A 23,904-nucleotide genomic window follows, 5' to 3' on the forward strand; every position below is an offset into this window, starting at 1 on the left:
TTCTCCTTTAATACTTTAATCCGCCTGTTACACTCTCAATCCTGAGATATTGCTCCGTCGAGCTGGAGAAAGCTCTCCTTGAGCAACACTCAGAGATTGATAGCTACAGGCTCATCTAAATTTATAATTTCTCTAATATCTCTTTCGCACTAACGAGGTACTCGTTTTCTACGTCAAAGATACGACCGCCATCGGCTGCTGTAGCAAATTTGCGATCCATTGGGAGCTTTCCGATAACTGGTACATTTAGCTCACCTGCAACTTCGTCTATGTGGCTCTCGCCAAAGATTTCGATCTTCTTTCCACAATCAGGGCAAGCAATGTATGAATAGTTTTCCACAAGGCCAAGTACTGGTATATGCATCATATCTGCCATATTGTATGCCTTTTTAACTATCATCTGTACAAGCTCCTGTGGACTTGTTACGATTACAATTCCATCCACTGGAAGTGACTGAAAGCATGTAAGTGGAACATCTCCTGTTCCAGGTGGCATATCAACAAATAAATAATCAATATCCCCCCACTGTACATCTGTCCAGAATTGCTTTACAACACCTGCAACAACAGGACCTCTCCAGATAACAGGCTGCTCTTCATCATCAAGAATAAGATTAACAGACATAATCTTTGTTCCATCCTCTGCAACCTCTGGAAGCATAACGCCTTCTGCATTTGCTGCAGCTGGACCATGTACACCAAACATCTTTGGAATTGATGGACCAGTAATATCAGCATCTAAAATACCTACTGAATAACCAGCTCTAGCCATAACGCCAGCAAGTGATGATGTAACAAGTGACTTACCAACACCACCCTTACCTGAAACGATTCCTATTACATGTTTTATATTTGAATTCTTATTTGGTTCTTCAATAAATGATGTGTTTCTTGTGCCATTTTGTGCTGAAGCATGTGATGGACATCCTTCGCAAGAACCTCTACTACATGAGCTTGCTGAAGCACATGATTCGTTTTCTGCCATTTTAAACCTCCTATTTTACAAATAATACCGGGAATTATTATATCATAAATCCTCTGTTTGTACCGTCTAATTATGAATCATATTGAAAAAAGCCTATAAATATAGGATTTTTACGCTTGTTGTTATACGATTCAACCTGCATCGCTACTTATCCACAATTTCCACAATGATATTTTTATAGTTGAGGATAACTTCTTTTTTCCACATAGATTATATGTTGATAAAAAATAACTCCAGTAAACAAACCGCGTATTTACTGGAGTTATCGGCATTTTTTATATTAGTGATTCGAATATCAACAACTTAAGTTTTCCCCAAAAGTTATCCACATATGTAAATAACTCGGAATATTTCCACAATTCACTCTTAATATATCTTTTGAACTTTCCTATCATAGGTAAGAAGTCCATTTAACTCATCTTCTATATCAGTAGCCTGTGTGAATACAGCTCCACTTAACCCTTCTGCCTCAAGAGAACTAATCTTTTCCATTAAGGCATCATATGCATCTTGCAAATCCTTAGGTTGATTGTATCGCTTATATCCATACATGGCCTCTCTTTTCACATGGTTACCAACCTTAAGAGAAAAACCACCATATTCAGATATTACATATGGACGCTCCCCTGGCTTTACCTTAAGCTCTTCAAAGTATTTATGCTCTGAGTATACATCCCCACAGCCTTCATGAAACCATCCTGAAGCTGAATCATAAGGTCTGGTATCATCTATCTTTTTTGCAAACTCAAGGCACGATTTTGCATCAAATTGGCCCCATCCCTCGTTAAACAAGCACCACTGACCAATGCTGGGAACGTTTTTAAGCTGCTTTATAATCTCCTCACATTCCTTGAACCATACCTCTTTGGAACGTGCAGTATTACGTCCCGTAAACTGAAGAAATAATCGGTTCTTATCCTTTGTATTTCCAAATGGCCTAACAACTGTTGGGATGTGGCAAATCATGTTCATATTGTACTTTGTGCCGCCATTAACAATATCCTGCCATACAATCATACCGATTCTGTCACAGTGAAAATACCACCTCATAGGCTCCAGCTTGCAATGCTTTCTTATCATATTAAAGCCCAAGCCCTTGATTGTCTCAATGTCATTTATCATTGCAGCATCAGATGGCGGTGTCATTAAGCTTTCTGGATAATATCCCTGATCCAACACCCCATTCATAAAATATGGCTTGTGATTTAAAGTGAGTCTAGGAATACCATTTTCATCCTTGCCAACACCAAAATGCCTCATGGCAAAATACGTGGAAAAATTATCTTTCCCATAACTAATATTTAAAAAATAGAGAATTGGACTATCTGGAGTCCACAGCTTATACTGGTTAAGATAAACACTAATATATATCTTATCTTCAAGGATTTTATCGACCTTAAACTCTTTTATTAAATCCTGATTAGATGAAATAACATCTACTTTTCCCTTTACTTCAGATACTTTTAAAATGATATCAACCTTATCAGCATCTATATCAGGTGTTATCCTCATATCAGTAACATATGCTTCCGGAACCCATTCCATCCACACTGTCTGCCAGATGCCACTTTGTGCTGTGTACCACATGCCGCTAGGCTCTATAGTTTGTTTTCCTCTGGCATAACCGACTTCATCTGTGTAGTCTCTAACCTTTACTTTTAGCTCGTTATTTCCCTCTACAACGTAGTCTGTTATATCAAATGAGAATGCAGTGTATCCACCCTCATGCATACCTATATTTACCCCATTCATAGAAACATGAGCCACTTGATCAACTGCTCCAAAATGAAGAATAAGGCGCTTGCTTTTCTTTAGCTTAGTCAGACAAAAAACCTTTGTATATTCTAATGTATCTTCAGGCTTGATAGGACTACAGCCCACACCAGATAGCTTTGTCTCAGGCGAAAACGGTACTTCTATTTTCCCAATAGACGATGCATGCCCCTTTTCATCTATGATTCTATAGTCCCATTTCCCATTTAAATTTATATATGAATTACGTTGAAGCTGTGGCCTTGGATATTCCTGCAAGCCCTCATATTTGTAGTCTGTGGAAATATCGTAAGTCGCTGCATTTTTATTTGGTTTTGCAAGAGCCCCAATCATTTCCTTCCAATACATATATGTCCTCCAATCAAGCTATTTTTTTCATTATATCCTGATTTAAATTCTTACTTCAGACGCTTTACGACGCACCCAGTCTCTATAAACAACCACAAGGCATATGCTATGTACTGAAAGTGTCAACAGCCAACTGCCTGGGTAAGAGAAAAACAAAACACCTTCTGTTTTATGGAACTGAAAATAGGTTGCTATCCAAATTAATCGTGTGACACAGGCTCCTAAAAGAGACACTATCATAGGAACTGTAGAACGTCCAAGACCACGCAATCCTCCTGTTAGTGTATCCATGATTCCACAAAGGAAATATGGGCAACAAACCCAGAAAAGACGCAGTGTTCCAGCCACAATAGCAGCTTTACTATCGGTATAGATTCCAAGAAGCGGTTCTGCGAAAATGTATGCCAAATTTCCTAGAACTACACCTAAAACAGTTACTATGCCAAGGCATTCGAATACTACTTTTCTAACTCTCTTTTCGTCACCAGCTCCAAAATTCTGGCCTACAAATGTAACACATGTCTGTGAGACAGAATTCATAGATACATATACAAAGCCCTCTATACTAGCTGCAGCCGATGAACCAGCGATTACCGCTGTTCCAAAGGAGTTAATTGCTGACTGGATTACTACATTTGATAATGAGAATACAGTGCCCTGTATTCCAGCAGGCAATCCAATTCTTATAATACGATTTAATATTTTCTTATCGATACCTACTTTATTTAATTCAAGCTTCAGCGCCTCTTCCTGCTTCATGAAAAAGGCAACAAGCATAGCGCAAGATATATAATTAGATGTAACAGTTGCTATCGCAACTCCTGCAACTCCCATCTTAAATATAATTACCAAAATAAGATTCAGAATAACGTTAACTATTCCTGCAACTGTCAAAAATGCAAGGGGATGTGTAGTATCTCCTGCTGCTCTTAGAATAGATGCCAGAAAATTGTATAACATAATTGCAGGCATTGCTAAAAAATATAGCCTTACATAGAGTGCTGCCAAGTCAATAACGTCCTCAGGAGAGCCCATAATCTCCAAAATAGGCCTTGCAAGGAATAATCCTATAAATATTAGCAGTACACCACAAATAAGGGAAAATGCAGTGCTTGTGTGGACTGTTCGCTTAACATCTTTGAATTGACCTGCGCCATAAAACTGCGCCGCACATACATTGGCACCTACAGACATACCTATGAATAAGTTAGTCATGAGATTGATAAGGGCTGATGTGGAACCGACTGCCGCCAGAGAAGCTTCACCAGCAAATCTTCCCACAACAATAACATCAGCTGCATTGAATAGTAGCTGTAAAACCCCCGATAAGATTATCGGAACTGTAAAAAATATGAGTTTACCCAAGAGTGGACCATGGGTCATATCGAGTTTCTTTGATTTATTCATATTCTGATTGTATCACTTTATTTATATATACACAAAAGATTGTTAAAAACTAAGGGCGAGCCCATTTGGACTCGCCCTTTAAAAAATTAAAGAAAGAAATTATAGGAAAAATCTAGTCATAAATGAATAGATATTGCCTCATTTTTAAGGAGACAATCCCATTTAAAGTTCACCTTCGGTGAAGGGATTGTCGAATTTCACGATTTTTCTTCGTAAACTCGATAAATCGTGAAATTTAATTCTGAGCTGCAAGCTCAGCCTTGATAGCCTCTGTAAGAGCTGGAACGATCTTGTTAAGATCTCCAACGATACCGTAATCAGCTACATCAAAGATAGGAGCTGTCTCATCCTTGTTGATAGCGATGATGATATCAGACTCTTCCATACCTGCTGTATGCTGGATAGCACCAGAGATACCGATTGCGAAATATACGTTAGGACGAACAGTCTTACCTGTCTGACCTACCTGAAGATCCTTTGGCTTCCAGCCTGAATCTACAACTGCACGTGAGCATGATACTGTACCACCAAGAACCTCTGCAAGATCCTCAAGCATCTTGAAGTTCTCTGCAGAACCAACACCACGACCACCAGAAACAAGAATCTTAGCATCCATGATATCTGCTGTTGTAGATACGTTCTTTACGATGTTAAGGATTTCTACGAATCTGTTGTTTACTGTAAGCTCAGGGTTGAAGTTGATAACTTCTGCCTTGCGGCCTGGCTGCTTCTCAAGCTTCTGCATAACACCTGGACGAACTGTAGCCATCTGTGGACGGTTGTCTGGGCATGCGATTGTAGCGATTGTGTTACCACCGAATGCTGGACGAGTCATAAGAAGCTGATTGTGCTTCTGTTCCTGACCTTCTCTAGCCTGAAGTGGGAAATCACCAATCTCAAGTGATGTACAGTCAGCTGTAAGACCTGTCTGAACTCTAGCTGAAACTGTAGGGCCAAGATCACGACCGATAGCTGTTGCACCAACGAGCATGATTTCTGGCTTGTACTCATTAATATAAGCTGTAAGAGCCTGAGCATATGGCTCTGTACGATATGTCTCAAGTTCCTTATTGTCGATAAGAACTACCTTATCAGCGCCGTACTCGCCAAGCTTATCAGCAAGAGCTGAGATATCGTGACCAAGTACTACTGCTGTTACGTCTGTTCCTAATTTTTCTGCAAGCTCATGTGCCTTGCCGATAAGTTCGAAGGCAATTGAGCTAAGTTTATTATCAACCTGCTGAGCGAATATTGCTACGCCCTTGTATTCTTCTAATGACATTATGTTTGCCTCCTCTTATTAAATTACATGCTTTTCTTTAAGCTTGCCAACGATATATTCTACTGATTCCTTAGGATCAAGAGCAACCTTCTCGCCTGCTCCCTTACGAACCTTATCAGAAGCCTTTGCGATCTTTGTTGGAGAACCAGCAAGACCGATGTTAGCATCATCAAGATCTGTGAGGTCATCACGGCCCCAAACTGTTACTTCCTTGTCATATGCATCAAAGATGCCGCCTGGAGTCATGTAACGTGGCTCATTTAACTCTGAAAGTGCAGTAATAAGGCAAGGCATCTGAGCCTTTACTTCATGATATCTGTCCTCATACTGACGCTTAACGATAACGCTGTTACCCTCTACCTTGATATCCTCAGCATAAGAGATAACTGGAAGTGCAAGATGCTCAGCAATCTGTGGACCAACCTGAGCTGTATCACCATCGATAGCCTGACGACCTGTGATAATAAGATCGTAATCAAGCTTCTTTACTGCAGCTGCAACTGTTGAAGATGTAGCCCATGTATCAGCACCACCAAGGCGTCTATCTGTAACAAGAACTGCCTCATCAGCACCCATAGCAAGTGCTTCACGGAGCATATCATCAGCCTTTGGAAGTCCCATTGTAAGAACTGTAACCTTTGCACCTGTCTCATCCTTGATTCTAAGAGCAGCCTCAAGACCTGCCTTATCATCTGGGTTCATAATTGCGAGCATTGATGCTCTATCAAGAGTTCCATCTGGGTTGAACTTTACGCCGCCCTTTGTGTCAGGAACCTGTTTAATACATACTACGATATTCATGTATTTAATCTCCTTTTTTCACACGATAATAAACTAACTATTTAAGCATAGCGCCAGAGATAACGAGTCTCTGAACCTCAGATGTACCTTCGTAGATTTCTGTGATCTTAGCATCACGCATCATACGCTCAACATCGTACTCTCTTGTGTAACCATAACCACCGTGAAGCTGTACAGCCTTTGTAGTAACAGCCATAGCTGCCTCAGCTGCGAAAAGCTTAGCCTCAGCTGCCTCAATAGAGTAGCTTGTCTTGTGATCTTCCATGTACTGATCCTTTGTGCAAGCAGCCTTGTAAACAAGGTACTTAGCAGCATCCATACGAGCCTTCATATCAGCAAGCTGGAATGCTGTGTTCTGGAATGCAGCGATTGGACGACCAAACTGCTTTCTTTCCTTTACGAAATCGATTGTTGCATCGATTGAGCCCTCGCCAATACCAAGAGCCTGAGCAGCGATACCAATACGTCCACCATCAAGTGTGTGCATAGCGATACCAAAGCCCTTTCCTCTAGGTCCAAGGATGTTCTCCTTTGGAATACGGCAATCCTGGAAGATAAGCTCGTATGTAGAAGAAGCACGGATACCCATCTTCTTCTCCTTTGTACCAAATGTAAATCCTGGTGTATCTTTCTCAACGATGAAAGCTGAGAACTTCTTAGACTTACGTCCTCTAGCATCCTCAACGATGTCTGTTACAGCGAAGATGATGTAGATATCAGCTTCCTTACCGTTTGTGATGAAGCACTTAGAACCGTTAAGTACCCAAGAATCTCCATCTTCCTCAGCTCTACACTGAGCGCCCTGTGCATCTGTACCAGCACCTGGCTCTGTAAGTGCGAAAGCACCAAGCTTCTTACCACTTGCAAGTGGAACTAAGAACTTCTGCTTCTGCTCTTCTGTACCGTATGTAAGAATAGGATCGCAGCAAAGTGATGTATGCGCTGAAACGATAACACCTGTTGTACCGCAAACCTTTGAAAGTTCCTCTACGCACATGATGTATGTAAGAATATCACATCCCTGTCCGCCGTACTCCTTTGGAATTGGAATACCCATGAAACCGTACTTCATCATCTTCTCAACGTTTTCACGTGGGAACTGCTCTGTCTCATCAATTTCCTGAGCCATTGGCTTAACTTCATTCAAAGCGAACTCTCTGAATAACTGTCTAGCCATCTCATGCTTCTTATCTAATGTAAAATCCATGATCTGAATCTCCTTAATTTTATTCGCAATCCATTGCACTATAGTTTTTCTCCCGTCTGTTACAGCTACAAGCCTAATGAATTCTCCGCTCGACAACATGTCTCGCGTAAGAATTATTAGAGCTTGTTGCTTACAGACTATTAAGACTCTATGAGCAATGGATTAATATAAACTGACTTTAGCCTTATCTGGCTTGGTTACGTAACGAATTACATTGCATCTACTGCTGTCTTTGTACGATCTGCGTTGTATACGTAGAATCCCTTACCAGACTTGCAACCAAGGTTACCACCACGAACCATCTTACGAAGAAGTGGGCAAGCACGATACTTGCTGTCACCTGTCTCGTTGTAAAGAACGTCCATGATAGCAAGGCAGATATCAAGACCGATGAAATCGCCGAGCTCAAGTGGTCCCATTGGGTGGTTAGCACCAAGCTTCATAGCAGCATCGATACCAGCGATATCAGAAACACCTTCCATCTTGATGAATGCAGCTTCGTTGATCATTGGGATAAGGATACGGTTTACTACGAAACCAGCAGCCTCGTTAACCTGTACTGGAGTCTTGTTGATTTCCTTAGAAATCTCAACGATTCTATCAACTGTCTCCTGTGGAGTGTTAACACCAGCGATAACCTCAACAAGCTTCATTCTATCAGCAGGGTTGAAGAAGTGCATACCGATCATTGGACGGTTAAGACCATTTCCAATCTCTGTGATTGAAAGTGAAGATGTGTTTGAAGCGAAGATGCACTCAGGCTTAGCGATCTCGTCAAGCTCCTTGAATGTTGTCTTCTTAACTTCCATGTTCTCGAAAGCAGCCTCAACGATAAGGTCACAATCCTTGCAAAGGTCTTCCTTGAGACCTGGAGTGATCTTAGCGAGGATAGCATCTACTGCTGCCTGCTCCATCTTTCCTTTTTCAACAAGTCTTGCATAACCCTTAGCAATCTTGTCCTTTCCGCCTTCAGCCCACTCCTGCTTAATATCGCAAAGAGCTACTTCATAACCATCAACCATAGCAAATGCCTTAGCAATGCCCTGGCCCATTGTACCTGCGCCAATTACGCCTACCTTCATTTTTAGTTCCTCCTAATATTTTTAGTCCGAGCCAGTTAATTAAGTCTTTCTCTCGCCTGTTACATTCACAAGCCTAATATTTCTCCGCTCAGCGTGGAATGCTTCGCTTGAGAAATATAAGAGCTTGAGAATTACAGGCTATTTGAACCTACATTTACTGCCTCTCGCTTAAATTTTAAAGTGTATCGAATAATTAAATATTCTAAATGGATGCTTATCGTCTTAACGATAACGATTAGCCTTCGTACTTCTCGATAATTGTAGCGCAACCCATACCGCCACCGATGCAAAGAGTAGCAAGACCCTTCTTGTACTCTGGGTTGTGAATCATATCGTAAATAAGTGTTACAAGGATACGAGCACCTGAAGCTCCTACTGGATGTCCAAGAGCGATAGCACCACCGTTTGGATTGAGCTTGTTAAGGTCGAAGCCAAGCTCCTTACCAACTGCTACAGACTGTGCTGCAAATGCCTCGTTAGCCTCATATACATCAAGATCATCAATTGTAAGACCAGCCTTAGCAAGAGCCTTCTTTGTTGCTGGAACAGGACCGATACCCATGATTTCTGGAGCACATCCGCCAAGAGCACCAGCTACGAATGTAACGAGTGGCTTAACACCAAGTTCCTTAGCCTTCTCCTCAGACATAACTACGAGTGCTGCAGCACCATCGTTGATACCTGAAGCATTACCAGCTGTAACAACTCCGTTTGGATATAAAGCCTTAAGCTTAGCAAGACCTTCCATTGTTGTACCAGGTCTTGGGCCTTCATCTGTATCGAAAAGAACTGTTTCCTTCTTCTTCTTGATTTCAACAGGAACGATCTCGTCCTTGAATGCACCAGATTCGATAGCTGCACAAGCTTTGTTCTGTGAGTTAACTGCGAACTCATCAAGCTCTTCTCTTGTAAGCTTCCACTGCTCAGCGATGTTATCAGCTGTCTTGATCATGTGGTAGTCATTGTATGCATCCCAAAGAGCATCCTTAACCATTGTATCTACTAAAGCACCCTGGCTGTTTGATGGCCAAGTCATTCTGTAACCAAAACGTCCATTTGGAAGTGCGAATGGTGCAAGTGACATATTCTCCATACCACCTGCTACTACTACATCAGCATCACCTGCGATAATCATCTGTGCTGCCTGGTTAACACAGTTAAGACCAGAACCACAAACAACGTTTGTTGTAACTGCTGTTGTCTCGTTTGGAAGACCAGCCTTGATAGCTGCCTGACGAGCAACGTTCTGTCCTAAACCAGCCTGGATAACGCATCCCATATATACGTGCTCTACGTCCTCTGGCTTGATTCCAGCTCTCTTAACTGCTTCCTTGATTACGATAGCACCTAAGTCTGCTGCTGGAGTGTTGCTAAGTGATCCGCCCATTGTACCAATGGCTGTTCTACATGCGCTAGCAATAACTACTTTTTTTCCCATGTTTTTCTTTCTCCTTTTAAGAAATACTTTTTTGTTTTGGCGTTATTTAGTCAGATTATTTTAACAAGAAACGATATCTACTAACCGTTTGTGCAATGTATATAAAAATGCATCTCTCAAACTGTTAATTTTTTAACGAACCTTGGTAAAAAAAATAAACCTCACTACGCCGCCGATGTGAAAATGGTACCATATCTAGTCAGTGATTTCAAATAAAATTTTTGTCAGAAAAGGGCTTGACTACGAACTTGTCAGAATATTCCCATCAGGTTTAGTCAATTCTCTAATACCGCTTGTTAAATAATTATCAAGAAACATTGATTTTTCGTCTCCACGGAAACTTTGGCATCTATTTTCAGTTTTCGAATTGTGTCTATTCCGGTGAAAATTCTAGTTAAATTCTTAACAAGCTTTTTTCTATATATTTCACAAAAGAAACAGCACTTGGAAAATGGTTATTTCCAAGTGCTGTTATAAGTCTTTTTATGGTCTTACTCTAATGGAATTACAATACAATTGCTGTCTCAAGAGCAAGCTTCATCATCTCTGTAAATGACTTCTGACGATCCTCTGCTGGAATCTCCTCTGAAGTAACAAATGAATCAGAAATTGTAAGCATACATGTGGCATTCTTGCCAAGCATATTTGCATTGTTGAAAAGAGCAAAGCTTTCCATTTCTACGCAGTCACATCCGCAACGCTCTTTAACTGCTTTCCAGCCGCCCATTTCAGGTGCTGTGTAGAACTGATCTGCAGAATGAACCTTTGCAAGCTTAGCATCAATGCCAAGCTCCTTAGCCTTTGCAATTGCAATGTCATTAATCTTCTTGCTTGGGTAAAGAGTCTTATCCTCTACTCCATTTGTATACTTTGCAAAAGTGCTGTCTGAATAAGCACTTTCAGAAATAACTACGTCTAAAACATTTAATTTATCTGTGTAGCTTCCAGCTGAACCAATACGAATGATGTTTTCAACATCATAGAACTCATAAAGCTCGTATGAGTAAATACCAATTGAAGGCATTCCCATACCACTAGCCATAACTGAAACTGGAACTCCCTTGTATGTGCCTGTAAAACCTAAACAGTTACGAACTGTATTAACACATTTTACATCCTCCAAAAAATTCTCAGCTACGAATTTTGCACGTAATGGATCGCCAGGCATAAGGACTGTCTTTGCGAAATCACCCTTCTTGGCTTCATTATGTGGTGTTGCCATAGTTTTTCCTCCTTTATTAATTATTATAGTTATAGAAATAATGGGCATTTAATACAGTGCCCGATGTTCTATCAAGAAATCCTGACTGACCTGCATCTACCTGTGATTGATGCAATGCCTGCGCATAAGTATAAGTACAGAAGAACAACGCGTCAGTGTTGGTATTGCCGGCAATAGCCTGCGATGCGGCATATTGGCACGCACTATTTGGTCCCTCAGCTAAAATGATTGCCACTCGACCAGATGTAACAGGTGCAAACTGCCCAGAAGAATAGATTACTCCTGATACAGTGTTAGGGAATCTTGAGCTAGCAACTCTGTTCATAACAACTGAACCTACTGCTAATCTACCAGCATCTCCCTGATTGGCTGCCTCAGCCTGAATCAATGCTGCAAGCAAAAGTGTCTCTTCATCTGTTGTGCTGTAGCCACCAGAGTATCCACCTCGCTCACCAGCAAGCTTTTCAGCTAAAGCCACCTGCGCATCCTGATACTGTTTTTGAATTCTTTTCTCGTATGATTTTGCCTCTTCCAGCTGTTTCTCCAATTCCTCTATTGCAGCTTGTGTATCTGCGATTTGAGAATTAGTAGTGTTTAACGCTGTAGAAGTATTATTTACTAATGTTCCAAGCTGATTTTTCTTTGACTTCAGGTTGCTTTGATATGCGCTAAGCTCATCGCTCTTCTCCTCAATAGCAGCTTTTGTCTCTTCCAGCTTTGCCTCTGTCTCTTCAAACTTTTTTACAGCCGCTTGATCATAAGCTGTAATTTGAGACATATATTCTAAACGCTGCAAAAACTCTGAAATGGAACCACATTCCAGATAATTTACAAGTGTGTTTGTCGATTTATTCTCATACATATACTGGATGCGAAGCTTCATTGATTCTTTTTGCTCATCGAGGCTCGCTTGTGTTTTTTTGAGCTCCTCATTCAATAAATCAATGTCAGCCTCTACTTCAGCTATGTCCTCCTCTGTGGATGATATTTCGCCAACTACAGAGGTTATTTGATTATTAAGATTTGAAATTTGCCCCGAAAGACTATCCGCCTGCTCCTCAAGTTGTCCCTTGGCGTCTTCTACCTGCTTCTTAGTATCGTTAATTTCATTAACCGCATTAGACGCTTTTTCAGACTCTTCCTTAAGCCTATCAACTTCAGACTGTGATGCCTGTGCAGATGTGCTATAGATACACACCGCCGCCAGAATCAGCATAGCAAGGCAGCCCCTTATTTTTTTCATAAATTCTCCTATCGGCAAGAGCTGCTGATTGATTCTACCGCAACAGCACCGCCACGAGTCACCTCTATTTTCTTAAATCTAGATTTTAAAAGCGTGATTAACTCATTATTTTTTCTCTCTGTAAGTGTACATTGAAACAAAACTGAATCAACCCCAATATCTACGATTTTAACATTTCCACCCTGGTCAAAAACTTCAGCTATCTGAAAAGCTTCAGTCTTACCTTCATTGTTAAGGTTAAATACCTTAGCAAAAAGGATTTCTTTCATATGTATTGGCATGGTAGTAAGGTCGATAACCTTGATTACTTCAACCATAGCATTTAGCTGCTTTTTAATCTGTTCAAAGGTTGTATCATCGGCCTTAACTGATATTGTCATTCTAGAGACATCTTCCCTTTCTGTTGTACCAACTGTAAGCGTCTGCAAATTATATGATTTAGCAGAAAAAAGGCCTGATACCTTAGCCAAAACACCGACCTGATTTTCAACGTATAAAGCAATCCATCTATTTTTCATCTTTTCTACCTCAAAATCATTTCACTAAGTGGAGTACCGCTCTTTACCATAGGAAGCACTAAATCGTCTGGAGAAACAGCAAAGTCCAGTACTGTTGGCCCCTCTGTATTTGCCTTTGCATCCTCAAGGGCTGCTACTACTCCTTCGGAATCCATCACTCTAATAGCCTTACAATTGTAGCTGTATGCCCATTTCAAGAAATCAGGATAGTAGTTTCCATCCTCAGCAGATAAATCTGTGATTTCGTATCGCTTACCATAAAACAGCTGCTGCATTTGGCGAACCATGCCCAGATTGGCATTGTTAAATATGCATATAACTATTGGTGTTTTAACAGACATAGCCGTTGCCATCTCCTGCATATTCATTTGGAAACCTCCATCGCCTGTAATTAAAACAACAGGCTTCTTAGGATTTCCGATTGCAGCGCCAATAGCTGCCGGGAATCCAAATCCCATAGTTCCCAATCCGCCAGATGTAATAAACTCCTGATCTTTGTTAAGCTTAATAAACTGGGATGCCCACATCTGATGTTGACCTACATCAGTAACTATATTCGCATCAGGGAACACCCTATTAATTCCTTCACAGATTTCCTGAGGTGAGATGCCTATTTTTGAATTAGGCATACTTAATGGGTGTTCTTCTTCCCATTCGTTTATCTTAGCCAACCATTTTTCTGTATTGATTTTTTCTGCATACTCCACCAAACGTTCCAAAGCTATGCCTGCATCCGCAGTAACTGGAACGTCAACTGAAACGTTTCGAGATATTGATGCTGATGCAATATCAACATGGACGATTTTGGCCTTTGGCGCAAATTCATCCAACTCACCAGTAATTCTATCATTAAATCGTGTTCCAATTGAGAACAAAACATCACATTCTGTTACTGCCTTATTTGCAGCAAACCTACCGTGCATTCCACAGTTTCCAACAAACAATGGATGATTCTCAGGCATAACGCCCTTACCCATAACAGTAGTTGTCACAGGCACATTCATCTTCTCTGCAAATTCTAAGAGCCTATCCTGAGCACCTGAAATTCTAACGCCACCGCCTGCTAAAATAAGTGGACGTTTTGCATTCTTCAGAAGACGATATGCTTTTTTGAGCTGACCAATGTGAACAGTCTCATTCGGATGATATCCTCGAATATCTACATGATTTGGATATTCTGGATTTCCAGTCATAACCTGTATATCCTTAGGAATATCAATAAGTACAGGACCTGGCTTTCCTGTAGATGCAATTTGAAAGCCCATTTTGATTATCTTGCCCATATCATCACGCTCGCGAACTGTAACACCGTATTTGGTGATAGAGCGTGTCATTCCTACGATATCAACTTCTTGGAACGCATCATTACCTATAAGGTGAAGTGGCACCTGTCCTGTAAAAATGACCATAGGAATGCTGTCGTAATAAGCATCTGCTATTCCGGTAATAGTGTTAGTAGCGCCAGGGCCTGAAGTAACCAGTACCACCGCAGTCTTGCCCGTAGCTCGAGCGTATCCTTCTGCCTCGTGCACAAGCGCTTGCTCGTGACGACCTAAGACCACCTTTATATCCTCGGTCTTGTATAGCTCGTCCACAATATCTGTAATCATACCGCCAGGATATGCAAATATTGTATCTACGCCTTCTTCCTTTAATGCTTTAACAAACAGTTTCCTTCCAGTAATATTAAGTGCCATTCTACGTACCTCAAAGTTGTTTAATTAACTAACGTGCCTGTGTATATGTCCTAAAATAAAACTCTATGTCATAATATGTCTGCTCCTCAGATTCCTCTGCAAGCTTCCATTTTGAATTGTCATCCAAATTTGGAAAATAGGTATCTGCATCATATGCGTAATCAACATATGTAACAAATGCTCTATCACATTCATCCAGCATCATTCTATAAATGCTTTCGCCACCAATGATAAAAATATCATCGTTATTATATTTTGTTAATTCTGCATTTAATTCCTCTTTTGAATGAACAACTATCGCATCCTTAACCTGATAATTATTATCTCTTGTAAGAACGATGTTAACTCTATTTTTCAGAGGCTTACCATTTGGAAAGCTCTCTAATGTCTTTCGGCCCATTACAACGACTTTGCCTGATGTGGTCTCCCTGAAAAACTTCATATCATCTGGGATGCTCACCAGCAATTTATTATCTTTGCCTATAGCCCAATTTCTATCTACTGCAACAATTAAATTCATCTAAACTCCTCTCATCGGCCCTCCAAGAATCTCAAGCTCCCGTAGGGCACCCTCCCAGTAAACTGGGTCCCTCCTTATATGCATATTAAACAGCGATAGGTATGTTACGGATTTGTTCGCCGGCTTCGTATCCCTCTACGATAAGATCATCAGTTGTAAAATCGTAGAAGTTTTTGACGTCAGGATTGAGACGAACCTTTGGAGCCGGAAGCTCTGGACGACTCAACAACTCCTTAATTGCATCAACATGTCTATCATAGATATGTGCGTCAGCAATAACGTGTACCAACTGACCTGGTATCATATCATTTACCTGAGCAACCATCATAAGGAGAATTGCATACTGGCAAACATTCCAGTTGTTAGCCGCAAGGATATCCTGCGAACGCTGATTTAGCACCATGTTAAGTACCAGCTTATCTGAATTTTTATCCTTAGTGACATTATAAGTAGCTGAATAACAGCATGGATCCAAATGTCCTGTAGCAAGATCATGGAACTGATATAGATTGGTCATGATTCTACGAGAGTAAGGAGTCTCTTTTAGCTGCTTAAGAACATAATCCATCTGATCAATCATTTCGCCCTTAAACTGGAATTTTTCTCCTACTACGTATCCATAGGCAGTTCCAATTGAACCATTCTCATCAGCCCACTCATCCCAGATATGTGGCTTTAAATCTTTGATGTTGTTTGATTTACGCTGATATATCCATAGGATTTCATCCATAGCTGATTTGAGAGCCGTTTTTCTAAGAGTAAGTGCTGGAAACTCCTCTCTCAAATCATATTTATTAACAACACCAAACTGCTTAATTGTATAGGCTTTTTCGCCTGTATCCTGCCAGATTGGACGGACAATTTCGTCCTTTGTATCTGTGCCATTCTCTAAGATATCACGGCACATATTCTTAAAAATTATGTCGGCTTTACTCATAAAACCTCTCCTTCGTAAAACTTGATTATATTGTAAACTTCTATATATCTACACTTAATCTATGTTATATTCCTTATAAATTTTACCACAACATATTGTGGGATTGAATAGTAAATTTACTATTTTTAGATTACCAGGAACTAAAAGGCTTTATTCTTGAAAAAAGAGTCTGATTGAGTTACTATATCTTGTAGTTATGATAATTAGGCTGCTCCAACGGAAATATATCAGCCTAGTTTTAGGAGAAGAAATGAGTCAACAAAAAGTCGATCAGAAGAAATATGATAGAGTTCATCGTAAGTCTTTAGTTAGAAAGAAAAAGATAGAAGAGACAATGAGCATCATCTGTGTTGCAGTAATCGGTCTTTTTATAGTAGGTTGGATTGGTTTTTCAATTTACACAAAGATTCAGGCTGCCGCTGCAGAAAATGTAACATACGAGTATTACGATATCGATACCACAGCTATTGAGGATTATTTCTCAACATTAAATAATTAAAGCAAAGGAACCAAGCATTTCGCTGGTTCCTTTTTCTTTACGGCCTATCAAGCTTATGTAAAACTATCTTCTTTTGAGTTATTTCAAAACTGGTTCGGCTGCCAACCACCTCTCTGCAGTAATCCAAAGTTTTTTGCATTTTATTAGCCATTTCATGTATAGCCTCATCAATCGAATCATCGTTGGTATAATAGTACAAATTAAAATCGTTCTTTGTCATTCGCATTGATTTCACGGCATTTAACTTTTTATTCTCGAATATTTCCACCTCATCAGTCAGTGTATCTATATCGTATAATACAAGTGGATTTCTACTTGCTACAACGTCTACCTCATCTGCCAATCTGACCAGTGCTGCCAAATAAGGCATATGTACAATATTTCCATTAGGTAATTTCAGCTCTGCAGGATACTCTTTTTCACTGTATAAATCAGTCTTTCTATGACCTCGCACCGTCTGCTTTATGGCAAATAAATGCTCTTTTGAAGGTATATCAAACAAATCATGATACTTCTCTATAAACAATGCGCTAAACTCATTATGTTTTTTCCTAATAAAATCAGCTTTTGTTGCATCTGGATTCTTACCAAAGAAATCATCTGTATCCAGAATTTTCTTAAACTCCTCATAATCGCTTTCACTTACGCCCATGCCTACATCATGCAAGAAGCAGGAAACCAAAAGTATATAGATTTCATCTGCGTTGAGTTTATTAATCTGGGACTCGCCTATCGCTCTGTTGCAGGAATCTATAACATTAAGAGTATGAAACTCTGAATGATCCGTATACTCAGGGAATATCAGCTTATATTTTGAAAGGATATTTTGAGTCGAAAAAACTGTATCTCTATAAATATTATGAAGGTTCTTATCCCGTTCTTTCAATGTCCTTTCAAGAAGATAATCCAATCTCTTTTTTTCAATAAGATTCTCATCTTTTATTGTTATTGTAAGAACATTCAAGCCCAACATGTTCTGATAAGCAACATCATCCGCAATGTTATAAACCATTCTTATGCCGATATTATCTGCATCACTATCTGCCGCAATCATTTCTGCCATTTCAGACGGGTTAAATGGTTTACAATCATCTTTTATTCGAAGAACAACTTCTCCAGGCTTAAAAATCACCATGCTGTTTAGCAAATGATTTTTCTTATCTAATCCAAAACCATGTTCCACTACATTGGCACACATCTCCTCCAAACAAAGTGCAGCATAGTAAGATGTTTTCTTATCTAATTCATTATCCTCGCAAAACTTCTGAGTTTTAGCTGATGACAGAGAAACATCTTCCAGATTGTGTATTGCCACATCCAATCTATGATCATCTTGAATACCAAAATCCGGCTTAAGCAACATGCACTCATCGATAGTTTTAGGAAATCTGCGCCAGAAAATAATGCAATATATTACAGCTGTCAATATCGTAGCTACGACACCTATAACGTTAGACAGCCATACGCCCAATGCCCCCATAATCGGCGCAAGTATTGCAGATGGAATAACCATTGAGAAAAATCCATCAAAAACAGAGACAAAGTTAACGTAAATCTTATGATCCAGGGCCTGCAAATAATTAGTGATAAGCTGGCACAATAATACAAGAGGAACAATCATCGCATAAATCATTATCAACTGATGAGTGTACTGATATACGATAGAGTTCTTGTCTGCAAAAAATATCGATGTGATATAAGATGACAACGACAGAACAACCGCCGCAAATGCTACTGAGGCTATCATTCCCTTAGTCAAAACAATTCTTATTGTTGCTCGCATTGAGAGCTTATCTTCTTCTCCAATAAATACGCTAGTAAGCATTCTAACAACAGAGCCATTTCCTAAGCAAAAGGCTATCATGAAGCCGTTTATCATGCTATAGGCAGACATTGCAGATAGACCATCATTTCCAACATAAACAAGAAGAATCCTGTTAATAACTACACCTCGAACTGCCAAGCAGAAAACAAGAAGTGCCCCTGGAAATCCTATTTTTATCATATCCCATAAATCCGACCATACAATATCGTTTATACGATATTTAAACTGTGCCTGGGATGTGAAATAATATGGAGCCAAAATCAGGAAATAAACCCAGTTACTCAAAGATGTAGCCAAAGCCAATCCCCAAATGCCCCAATTGAATACTGCAACAAAGGCAATATCAAATGCAACATTTGATATGATCATTCCTGCGACGCCAATATATCCAAGAGTATTTTTTCTCTCTAATTGCAAAAATGCCGCAAGCTGTTGTGAAAGAAGCATTGGCAACAGGCCAATTGCATATCCAACAATATAATTAATCAATCCTGCCTCAAGCTGATCACTTGCTCCTAAAATATGGGCAAGCATTTTCGGAACTGTCAGCCATACAATAGTTGCAACTGCACCAATTGTGAATGTTGTTGAAATATTGAGTGTGAACACTCCGCCTGTTCTTTTCACATCACCCTTACCAATATATTTTCCACATAAGACAGTAGTTCCGCCTAAAATGACAGAACTTACAGCAGTCATCACATTAACCATCGGAAAATATAGACCAACAACTCCCACAGACATTGCATCTATAAAATGACCTGCCACCGCGCCATCAACAATAGAATTGATTGACCCCATAGCGCATACTAATATCTGTACAGGAAGCAAAGAAAAAAACAGTCTTGAAATCATTTGATTGTCATTCTTTTTCATAATCATCTACCTTCATTTTTTATGTTCAAAAGTCCAAATTTCAACAATTGTCTATTATTTATTTAAACAAATATTTATGTCCAAACCATGGTCTTTCTGTGAAATTAGAAAGAGTGTAATTTATACGGTTTTAAGATATACTTAACCTATTAATATAAAGGTGGTTTTAACATGAAATTAGAAAATAAAAATGGTGTATCTTTTCTTACATTTGATTCCTTCAAAAATGCTGGTATTAAGCATGGATTTTCTACTCGAATAGGCGGTGTAAGCGAAGGTGTATTTGATTCGTTAAACTTAGGCTTTAATAGAGGTGATTCAGATGATAATGTTCGTGAGAATTATCATCGAATCGCAGATGCTTTGGATATGAACTACGACCGCATGTGTCTTTCAAAACAGACTCATACTACAAATGTAATTGTCGTAGATGAAAAAGATGCTGGCAACGGGCTTACAAAACCGCTCCCTTATGATGATGTGGATGGACTGATCACCAATGTAAAGGACATGCCACTTGTAACATTTTATGCAGACTGTGTCCCACTATTTTTCTACGATCCCGTCAAAGAAGTAGTTGCCCTTTCTCACTCTGGCTGGCGTGGAACTGTTGGCAAGATTGGCAAAGTTACTATCGAAAAAATGCAAGCTGAATTTGGCTGCGATAAAAATGACATCTTATGTGGAATCGCTCCAAGTATTTGCCGTGATTGTTATGAAGTAAGCGCTGATGTTGCAGAAGAATTTATCAAAGCTTTTGGCGAGGAACATAAAACTGAGTTACTCCGACCATCTACATTTAACCCAGATGACAAAGACAAATACATGCTAGACTTATGGTCAGCTTGCCGCTTAGTATTTCTTGAGGCAGGCATCCCTGAAAACCATATCGAGACTACTGATTATTGCACACGCTGTAACCCTAAGCTATTTTATTCTCACAGAATCATGGGTGCCAATAGAGGTAGCTTAGCTGCTTTTATTTCTCTTTAATTTCAAAAGCCTCTACCGCTTAGTAGCAGTAGAGGCTTTATTTGTAGCACGCAATAAAATAGATTCCATCATTTCCTCAGCATATTTACTTTACGCGTAAATCTATGTCCTCTATATTATACATGACTAAAGGCTCATTATTATATACTATAGCAACCTTTGTCGTATTAGGATGCAAGTACGCTTTTGTTATTAATACCTCTTCATTACTCATAGATAAATCCCTATAAGACATTAATGTCAAGTTTATTATTTCTCCATTGATAGAATAATCAATATAAACCCCACCTATACTTCTATAAAAAGGCAAATCAGTTGTAACAATGAAATTTTCACCATCAAACTGCAATGCTTGTATTTGCTTAGCTGAAGATATATCCGTCCACCTTGTTTTGTATAATGTAAATCCTAATAATATGACAAGTAGCGCCAAACAAATATATACAATTTTAAGTTTTTTGCTGAGAGATTTTCGTTGTACTGTATCAGTAGATATTTTTTCCACTACTACTGTATCCCCTTTTAACAATGTATCAAGTGAAATATCTAATATCTCTGATAGCGTCACTATAACCTGTAAGTCGGGGTAGTTTCTTTCAATCTCCCAATTTGAAATGGCTGAACGTGAAACTCCTATTTTTTCTGCAAGTGCTTCTTGACTCATATTTAATTCAGTACGTCTCTGCTTAATTTGACTTCCAACACTCATTATTCCCACCTCCTAGATTTACATTAACGTTTTAGCGTTGAAAGTACAATAAAAACAAGCTAATTGGGCATGTCACAATTTGTGACACGCAAGGATATCCCCAAACAATACATGCCCGATACTAAAGATATTAAAATCTTTCTATCCAATATTTGCCTTATAAATCTTGATTCATCTGTGAATCTACTGTTGTAGCTAAATTTATTATTCAAACTGCAAGATTTACTAGTCTATTTATATTAGATTTTGTAATTTTTCCTAGTTTACGGGATATCTCATGGAGTATCCTTCTTTTTCCGTAGTGATTAGTCCGGTGGACACCTCTGCGCAGCAGAAGCACCGACCGAGCCGGCAGGCGAGACCTTGTAACGACAAAAACAGTACCGCAAATACGATATTACCTTTCATTGTTGTCGAATTTAAATCAAAACAACATTCTTTTAAACCAGTTATTAACACTCTTACTCCAAGCTAAAAATCTACTTATTGCACTTTGTTTTAATGCGCTGTGCTTATTCTTGTCAACCGTTTGTAGAATACTGTCATTAATAGAGTGTATCTTATAATCATAAGTCTCTATCACCGATAGAGCCGGCCTTATTTTAATTCGTTTACAATAATTATTTTGTATATGGTATCCCCCTAGAAATTGTCTTGTACCATCTGTAAGTCTTTTATAATTATTATGTCTAAGCTGAACGTTTCCATCATTATCAAGAGATATAATTCTCCAGGTATCTTCTTTATATTTGATTGTCAATGTTCTTTCGAATATAGAAGTTGTCATCTTGTTAGTGACATATATCTCTCTAAGAACTTTAGCGCTTAAAAATGTATTATCGAAAAATGTGCAATATCTTTTATAGTTTTTAGGATCTTTAGCGCCAAGCCTAAGATACGCTTTGATAGCACAGCCCCTACACTGCGATAGTTTTTCATCATATTCATTCAAACATATAATATCTCTATCAGGATATTTTTGTAAAAGCTTACATGTTTTATCATGTATTGAATTATCAGTAATCAATTTTAAAAACTTGACTCTCTCATCGCTCAATACTCTATGCCGCCAATTACTTTCTAAAAAGACACCTCGATCACTATTATTTATCTTGTTCACCACACACTCCCTTATATACCATTGGTATATTGATTGTATGTTATTCCATTGGTATAATCAATACTAAATTCAGGGGGGCATTATTGATGGCAGGATTAAATATAAAAAGATTAATTGAATGTAGAGAAAAAAATGGAATCACTAAAATGGAAGCTGCAAAGAGAATGCAACTTTCTCAACCAGCATATTTAAGATACGAGTCCGGCGAAAGAACTCCTTCAATTCAAACGATAAATGTAATTGCAAATGTCCTACATACGTCAGTTGAATATTTAACCAATCAGACCGACGATCCAAGTCCTGTATCTTATACAATATATAAGGCATCTGATCCTGAATTATTCGAGCTAATTAGTCAATGCAAAGATAATGAACGTAATATGATAAAAAGGATTCTTGCATATGCAAATAACTTATATGCTACGAAGAATAGCTGACATATTGACCATTCTAAAAGACTTACTTGAATAAACATGGGCATAGAAACGAAATTATTGATTGAATTGCTCTTTAATGCAAAAATGAGGCCATCCAAATGGATGACCTCATTTTCTGCATTAAAAGAGCGCGAGACGGGACTCGAATCGCATTCCTTATCCTAAAATACTGATAGAAAGGGGATTCTAGCACCGCTATTTGCTTAGGGAACACCTAAGGGGTCACCTGAAAAATCTAAATTGCAAAGTCATCATCATCAGATGCCTGTAGTTGCATCAACATGCTATGCTGCTGCCCGATGTTAGCAACATCAAAAGCTTTAATGCAAGTAGATGCCCAAGGAAAAAAATTTCTCAACTCATCAACTAATACTAAAATATCCGTTTCCAGAAGTTTTTCTTTAGAATTGTAAACAGATCCTTGTCTATGTATATACCCATGTTTTGTCATGAAACCTCTTATGTCACGATATGCAGTTCTATAATCTTTATAAAATTCTTGAAGTTTCTTTGTATCCAAATCAAACTCAATTGATTTATAGTGTTTTCTTTTGGCCATAACTAAGCCGCCTTAAATCCGAAGTATTCTACTAAATCTTCTTCGTCAAAGTCATCTGGTGTATCACTATCTTCATTATTGCAAAGAAGCCAAATCGAAATATTCTGAACAAACCATTCTTGCTTTTTTAAGCCGTTAAGTATAATGCCTAGGTTTGGATAATCAGAGCTTGAATCTGTTCCAGAGTAAACATGTCTTCCATTTTCGAGACTCAAAGAGAAACCTCGCTTAGAAAAAATAGTATTTAACTTTTCATACAAGACGTTTATGTTAAGCACATTATCTTTTTGAATTTTTTCTTCGTTTAAACATATAATCATTTTATACATATCAATCACCATCAATATTTTATAGTTACAAATAGATTATATCATGATTTCAATTAAAAAATATTACTATCTTTTCACATAACTTTTCAGCGATACA

At 38.8% G+C, this 23,904-nt stretch carries 22 protein-coding genes; 3 read left to right on the top strand and 19 right to left on the bottom strand.

Annotation, left to right across the window (positions count from 1 at the left end; translation table 11 throughout):
- Positions 1-121: 121 nt before the first annotated feature.
- The 14 genes from T498_RS0108225 to thyA all read right to left on the bottom strand — a co-directional run bounded on the left by T498_RS0108225 (position 122) and on the right by thyA (position 16,460).
- Entirely contained in the window at positions 122-985 is an 864-nt protein-coding gene (locus T498_RS0108225) for an Mrp/NBP35 family ATP-binding protein (RefSeq protein ID WP_028235498.1), read from the bottom strand.
- 366 nt (positions 986-1,351) lie between these two features.
- Positions 1,352-3,106 (bottom strand): glycoside hydrolase family 2 protein, encoded by a 1,755-nt coding sequence (locus T498_RS15330; protein WP_081779727.1) that lies wholly within the window; start codon positions 3,104-3,106, stop codon positions 1,352-1,354.
- Between the two features lie 42 nt (positions 3,107-3,148).
- Entirely contained in the window at positions 3,149-4,513 is a 1,365-nt protein-coding gene (locus tag T498_RS0108235; protein WP_028235499.1) for an MATE family efflux transporter, read from the bottom strand.
- Positions 4,514-4,748: 235 nt separating this feature from the next.
- Positions 4,749-5,795 (bottom strand): electron transfer flavoprotein subunit alpha/FixB family protein, encoded by a 1,047-nt coding sequence (locus T498_RS0108240; protein ID WP_028235500.1) that lies wholly within the window; start codon positions 5,793-5,795, stop codon positions 4,749-4,751.
- 18 nt (positions 5,796-5,813) lie between these two features.
- Positions 5,814-6,596 carry an electron transfer flavoprotein subunit beta/FixA family protein gene (locus tag T498_RS0108245; protein WP_015548191.1) on the bottom strand — a complete coding sequence of 261 codons (783 nt, stop codon included), beginning with the start codon at positions 6,594-6,596 and terminating at the stop codon, positions 5,814-5,816.
- Between the two features lie 37 nt (positions 6,597-6,633).
- A complete protein-coding gene (locus T498_RS0108250; RefSeq protein ID WP_028235501.1) occupies positions 6,634-7,803 on the bottom strand; it encodes an acyl-CoA dehydrogenase in 1,170 nt (389 codons plus the stop codon).
- Positions 7,804-8,012: 209 nt separating this feature from the next.
- Positions 8,013-8,885, bottom strand: coding sequence for a 3-hydroxyacyl-CoA dehydrogenase family protein (locus T498_RS0108255; RefSeq protein ID WP_028235502.1), 873 nt, complete (start codon positions 8,883-8,885; stop codon positions 8,013-8,015).
- A gap of 235 nt (positions 8,886-9,120) precedes the next feature.
- Positions 9,121-10,323, bottom strand: coding sequence for an acetyl-CoA C-acetyltransferase (locus T498_RS0108260; protein WP_028235503.1), 1,203 nt, complete (start codon positions 10,321-10,323; stop codon positions 9,121-9,123).
- Between the two features lie 505 nt (positions 10,324-10,828).
- Positions 10,829-11,545: a purine-nucleoside phosphorylase gene (gene deoD / locus T498_RS0108265; protein ID WP_028235504.1), complete on the bottom strand. Its 717-nt coding sequence runs from the start codon at positions 11,543-11,545 to the stop codon at positions 10,829-10,831.
- Between the two features lie 16 nt (positions 11,546-11,561).
- Positions 11,562-12,788, bottom strand: a complete 1,227-nt coding sequence (locus T498_RS16215) for a cell wall hydrolase (protein WP_028235505.1) — start codon at positions 12,786-12,788, stop codon at positions 11,562-11,564.
- Positions 12,789-12,796: 8 nt separating this feature from the next.
- The gene (gene ilvN, locus T498_RS0108275) at positions 12,797-13,306 is read right to left on the bottom strand and encodes an acetolactate synthase small subunit (RefSeq protein WP_028235506.1); all 510 of its coding nucleotides are present in this window, start codon (positions 13,304-13,306) and stop codon (positions 12,797-12,799) included.
- Between the two features lie 5 nt (positions 13,307-13,311).
- Positions 13,312-15,003, bottom strand: a complete 1,692-nt coding sequence (gene ilvB / locus T498_RS0108280; protein WP_028235507.1) for a biosynthetic-type acetolactate synthase large subunit — start codon at positions 15,001-15,003, stop codon at positions 13,312-13,314.
- A 28-nt stretch (positions 15,004-15,031) separates the two neighbouring features.
- A complete protein-coding gene (locus T498_RS0108285; RefSeq protein WP_028235508.1) occupies positions 15,032-15,523 on the bottom strand; it encodes a dihydrofolate reductase in 492 nt (163 codons plus the stop codon).
- Between the two features lie 85 nt (positions 15,524-15,608).
- Complete coding sequence (thyA, locus tag T498_RS0108290) at positions 15,609-16,460, bottom strand: thymidylate synthase (RefSeq protein WP_028235509.1); 852 nt, start codon at positions 16,458-16,460, stop codon at positions 15,609-15,611.
- Positions 16,461-16,710: 250 nt separating this feature from the next.
- Here thyA and T498_RS0108295 point away from each other — a divergent pair, with 250 nt between their 5' ends.
- On the top strand, positions 16,711-16,959 hold the full coding sequence (locus T498_RS0108295) for a hypothetical protein (RefSeq protein WP_028235510.1): 249 nt from the start codon (positions 16,711-16,713) through the stop codon (positions 16,957-16,959).
- A 37-nt stretch (positions 16,960-16,996) separates the two neighbouring features.
- Here T498_RS0108295 and T498_RS0108300 read toward each other — a convergent pair whose 3' ends face one another.
- Positions 16,997-19,660 (bottom strand): HD domain-containing protein, encoded by a 2,664-nt coding sequence (locus T498_RS0108300; protein WP_028235511.1) that lies wholly within the window; start codon positions 19,658-19,660, stop codon positions 16,997-16,999.
- Between the two features lie 171 nt (positions 19,661-19,831).
- On the opposite strand from T498_RS0108300, the gene pgeF reads away from it, so the two are divergent.
- Complete coding sequence (gene pgeF / locus T498_RS0108305; protein WP_028235512.1) at positions 19,832-20,653, top strand: peptidoglycan editing factor PgeF; 822 nt, start codon at positions 19,832-19,834, stop codon at positions 20,651-20,653.
- A gap of 85 nt (positions 20,654-20,738) precedes the next feature.
- On the opposite strand, the gene T498_RS16220 is transcribed toward pgeF, so the two are convergent.
- On the bottom strand, positions 20,739-21,362 hold the full coding sequence (locus tag T498_RS16220; RefSeq protein ID WP_051524679.1) for a helix-turn-helix domain-containing protein: 624 nt from the start codon (positions 21,360-21,362) through the stop codon (positions 20,739-20,741).
- A 424-nt stretch (positions 21,363-21,786) separates the two neighbouring features.
- Entirely contained in the window at positions 21,787-22,482 is a 696-nt protein-coding gene (locus T498_RS0108315; RefSeq protein WP_028235513.1) for a hypothetical protein, read from the bottom strand.
- A gap of 86 nt (positions 22,483-22,568) precedes the next feature.
- Between T498_RS0108315 and T498_RS0108320 the strand changes: the two genes are divergently transcribed.
- Entirely contained in the window at positions 22,569-22,919 is a 351-nt protein-coding gene (locus tag T498_RS0108320) for a helix-turn-helix domain-containing protein (RefSeq protein WP_036978178.1), read from the top strand.
- A 235-nt stretch (positions 22,920-23,154) separates the two neighbouring features.
- Here the strand turns inward: T498_RS0108320 and vapD are convergent, their stop codons facing one another.
- Both vapD and T498_RS17010 read right to left on the bottom strand, forming a co-directional pair.
- The gene (gene vapD, locus T498_RS15345) at positions 23,155-23,478 is read right to left on the bottom strand and encodes a VapD family protein (RefSeq protein WP_051524680.1); all 324 of its coding nucleotides are present in this window, start codon (positions 23,476-23,478) and stop codon (positions 23,155-23,157) included.
- Between the two features lie 2 nt (positions 23,479-23,480).
- Complete coding sequence (locus T498_RS17010; RefSeq protein ID WP_155951043.1) at positions 23,481-23,693, bottom strand: hypothetical protein; 213 nt, start codon at positions 23,691-23,693, stop codon at positions 23,481-23,483.
- Between the last annotated feature and the right edge of the window lie 211 nt (positions 23,694-23,904).

Source organism: Pseudobutyrivibrio sp. MD2005 (assembly GCF_000621865.1).
Classification (GTDB): Bacteria; Bacillota; Clostridia; order Lachnospirales; family Lachnospiraceae; genus Pseudobutyrivibrio.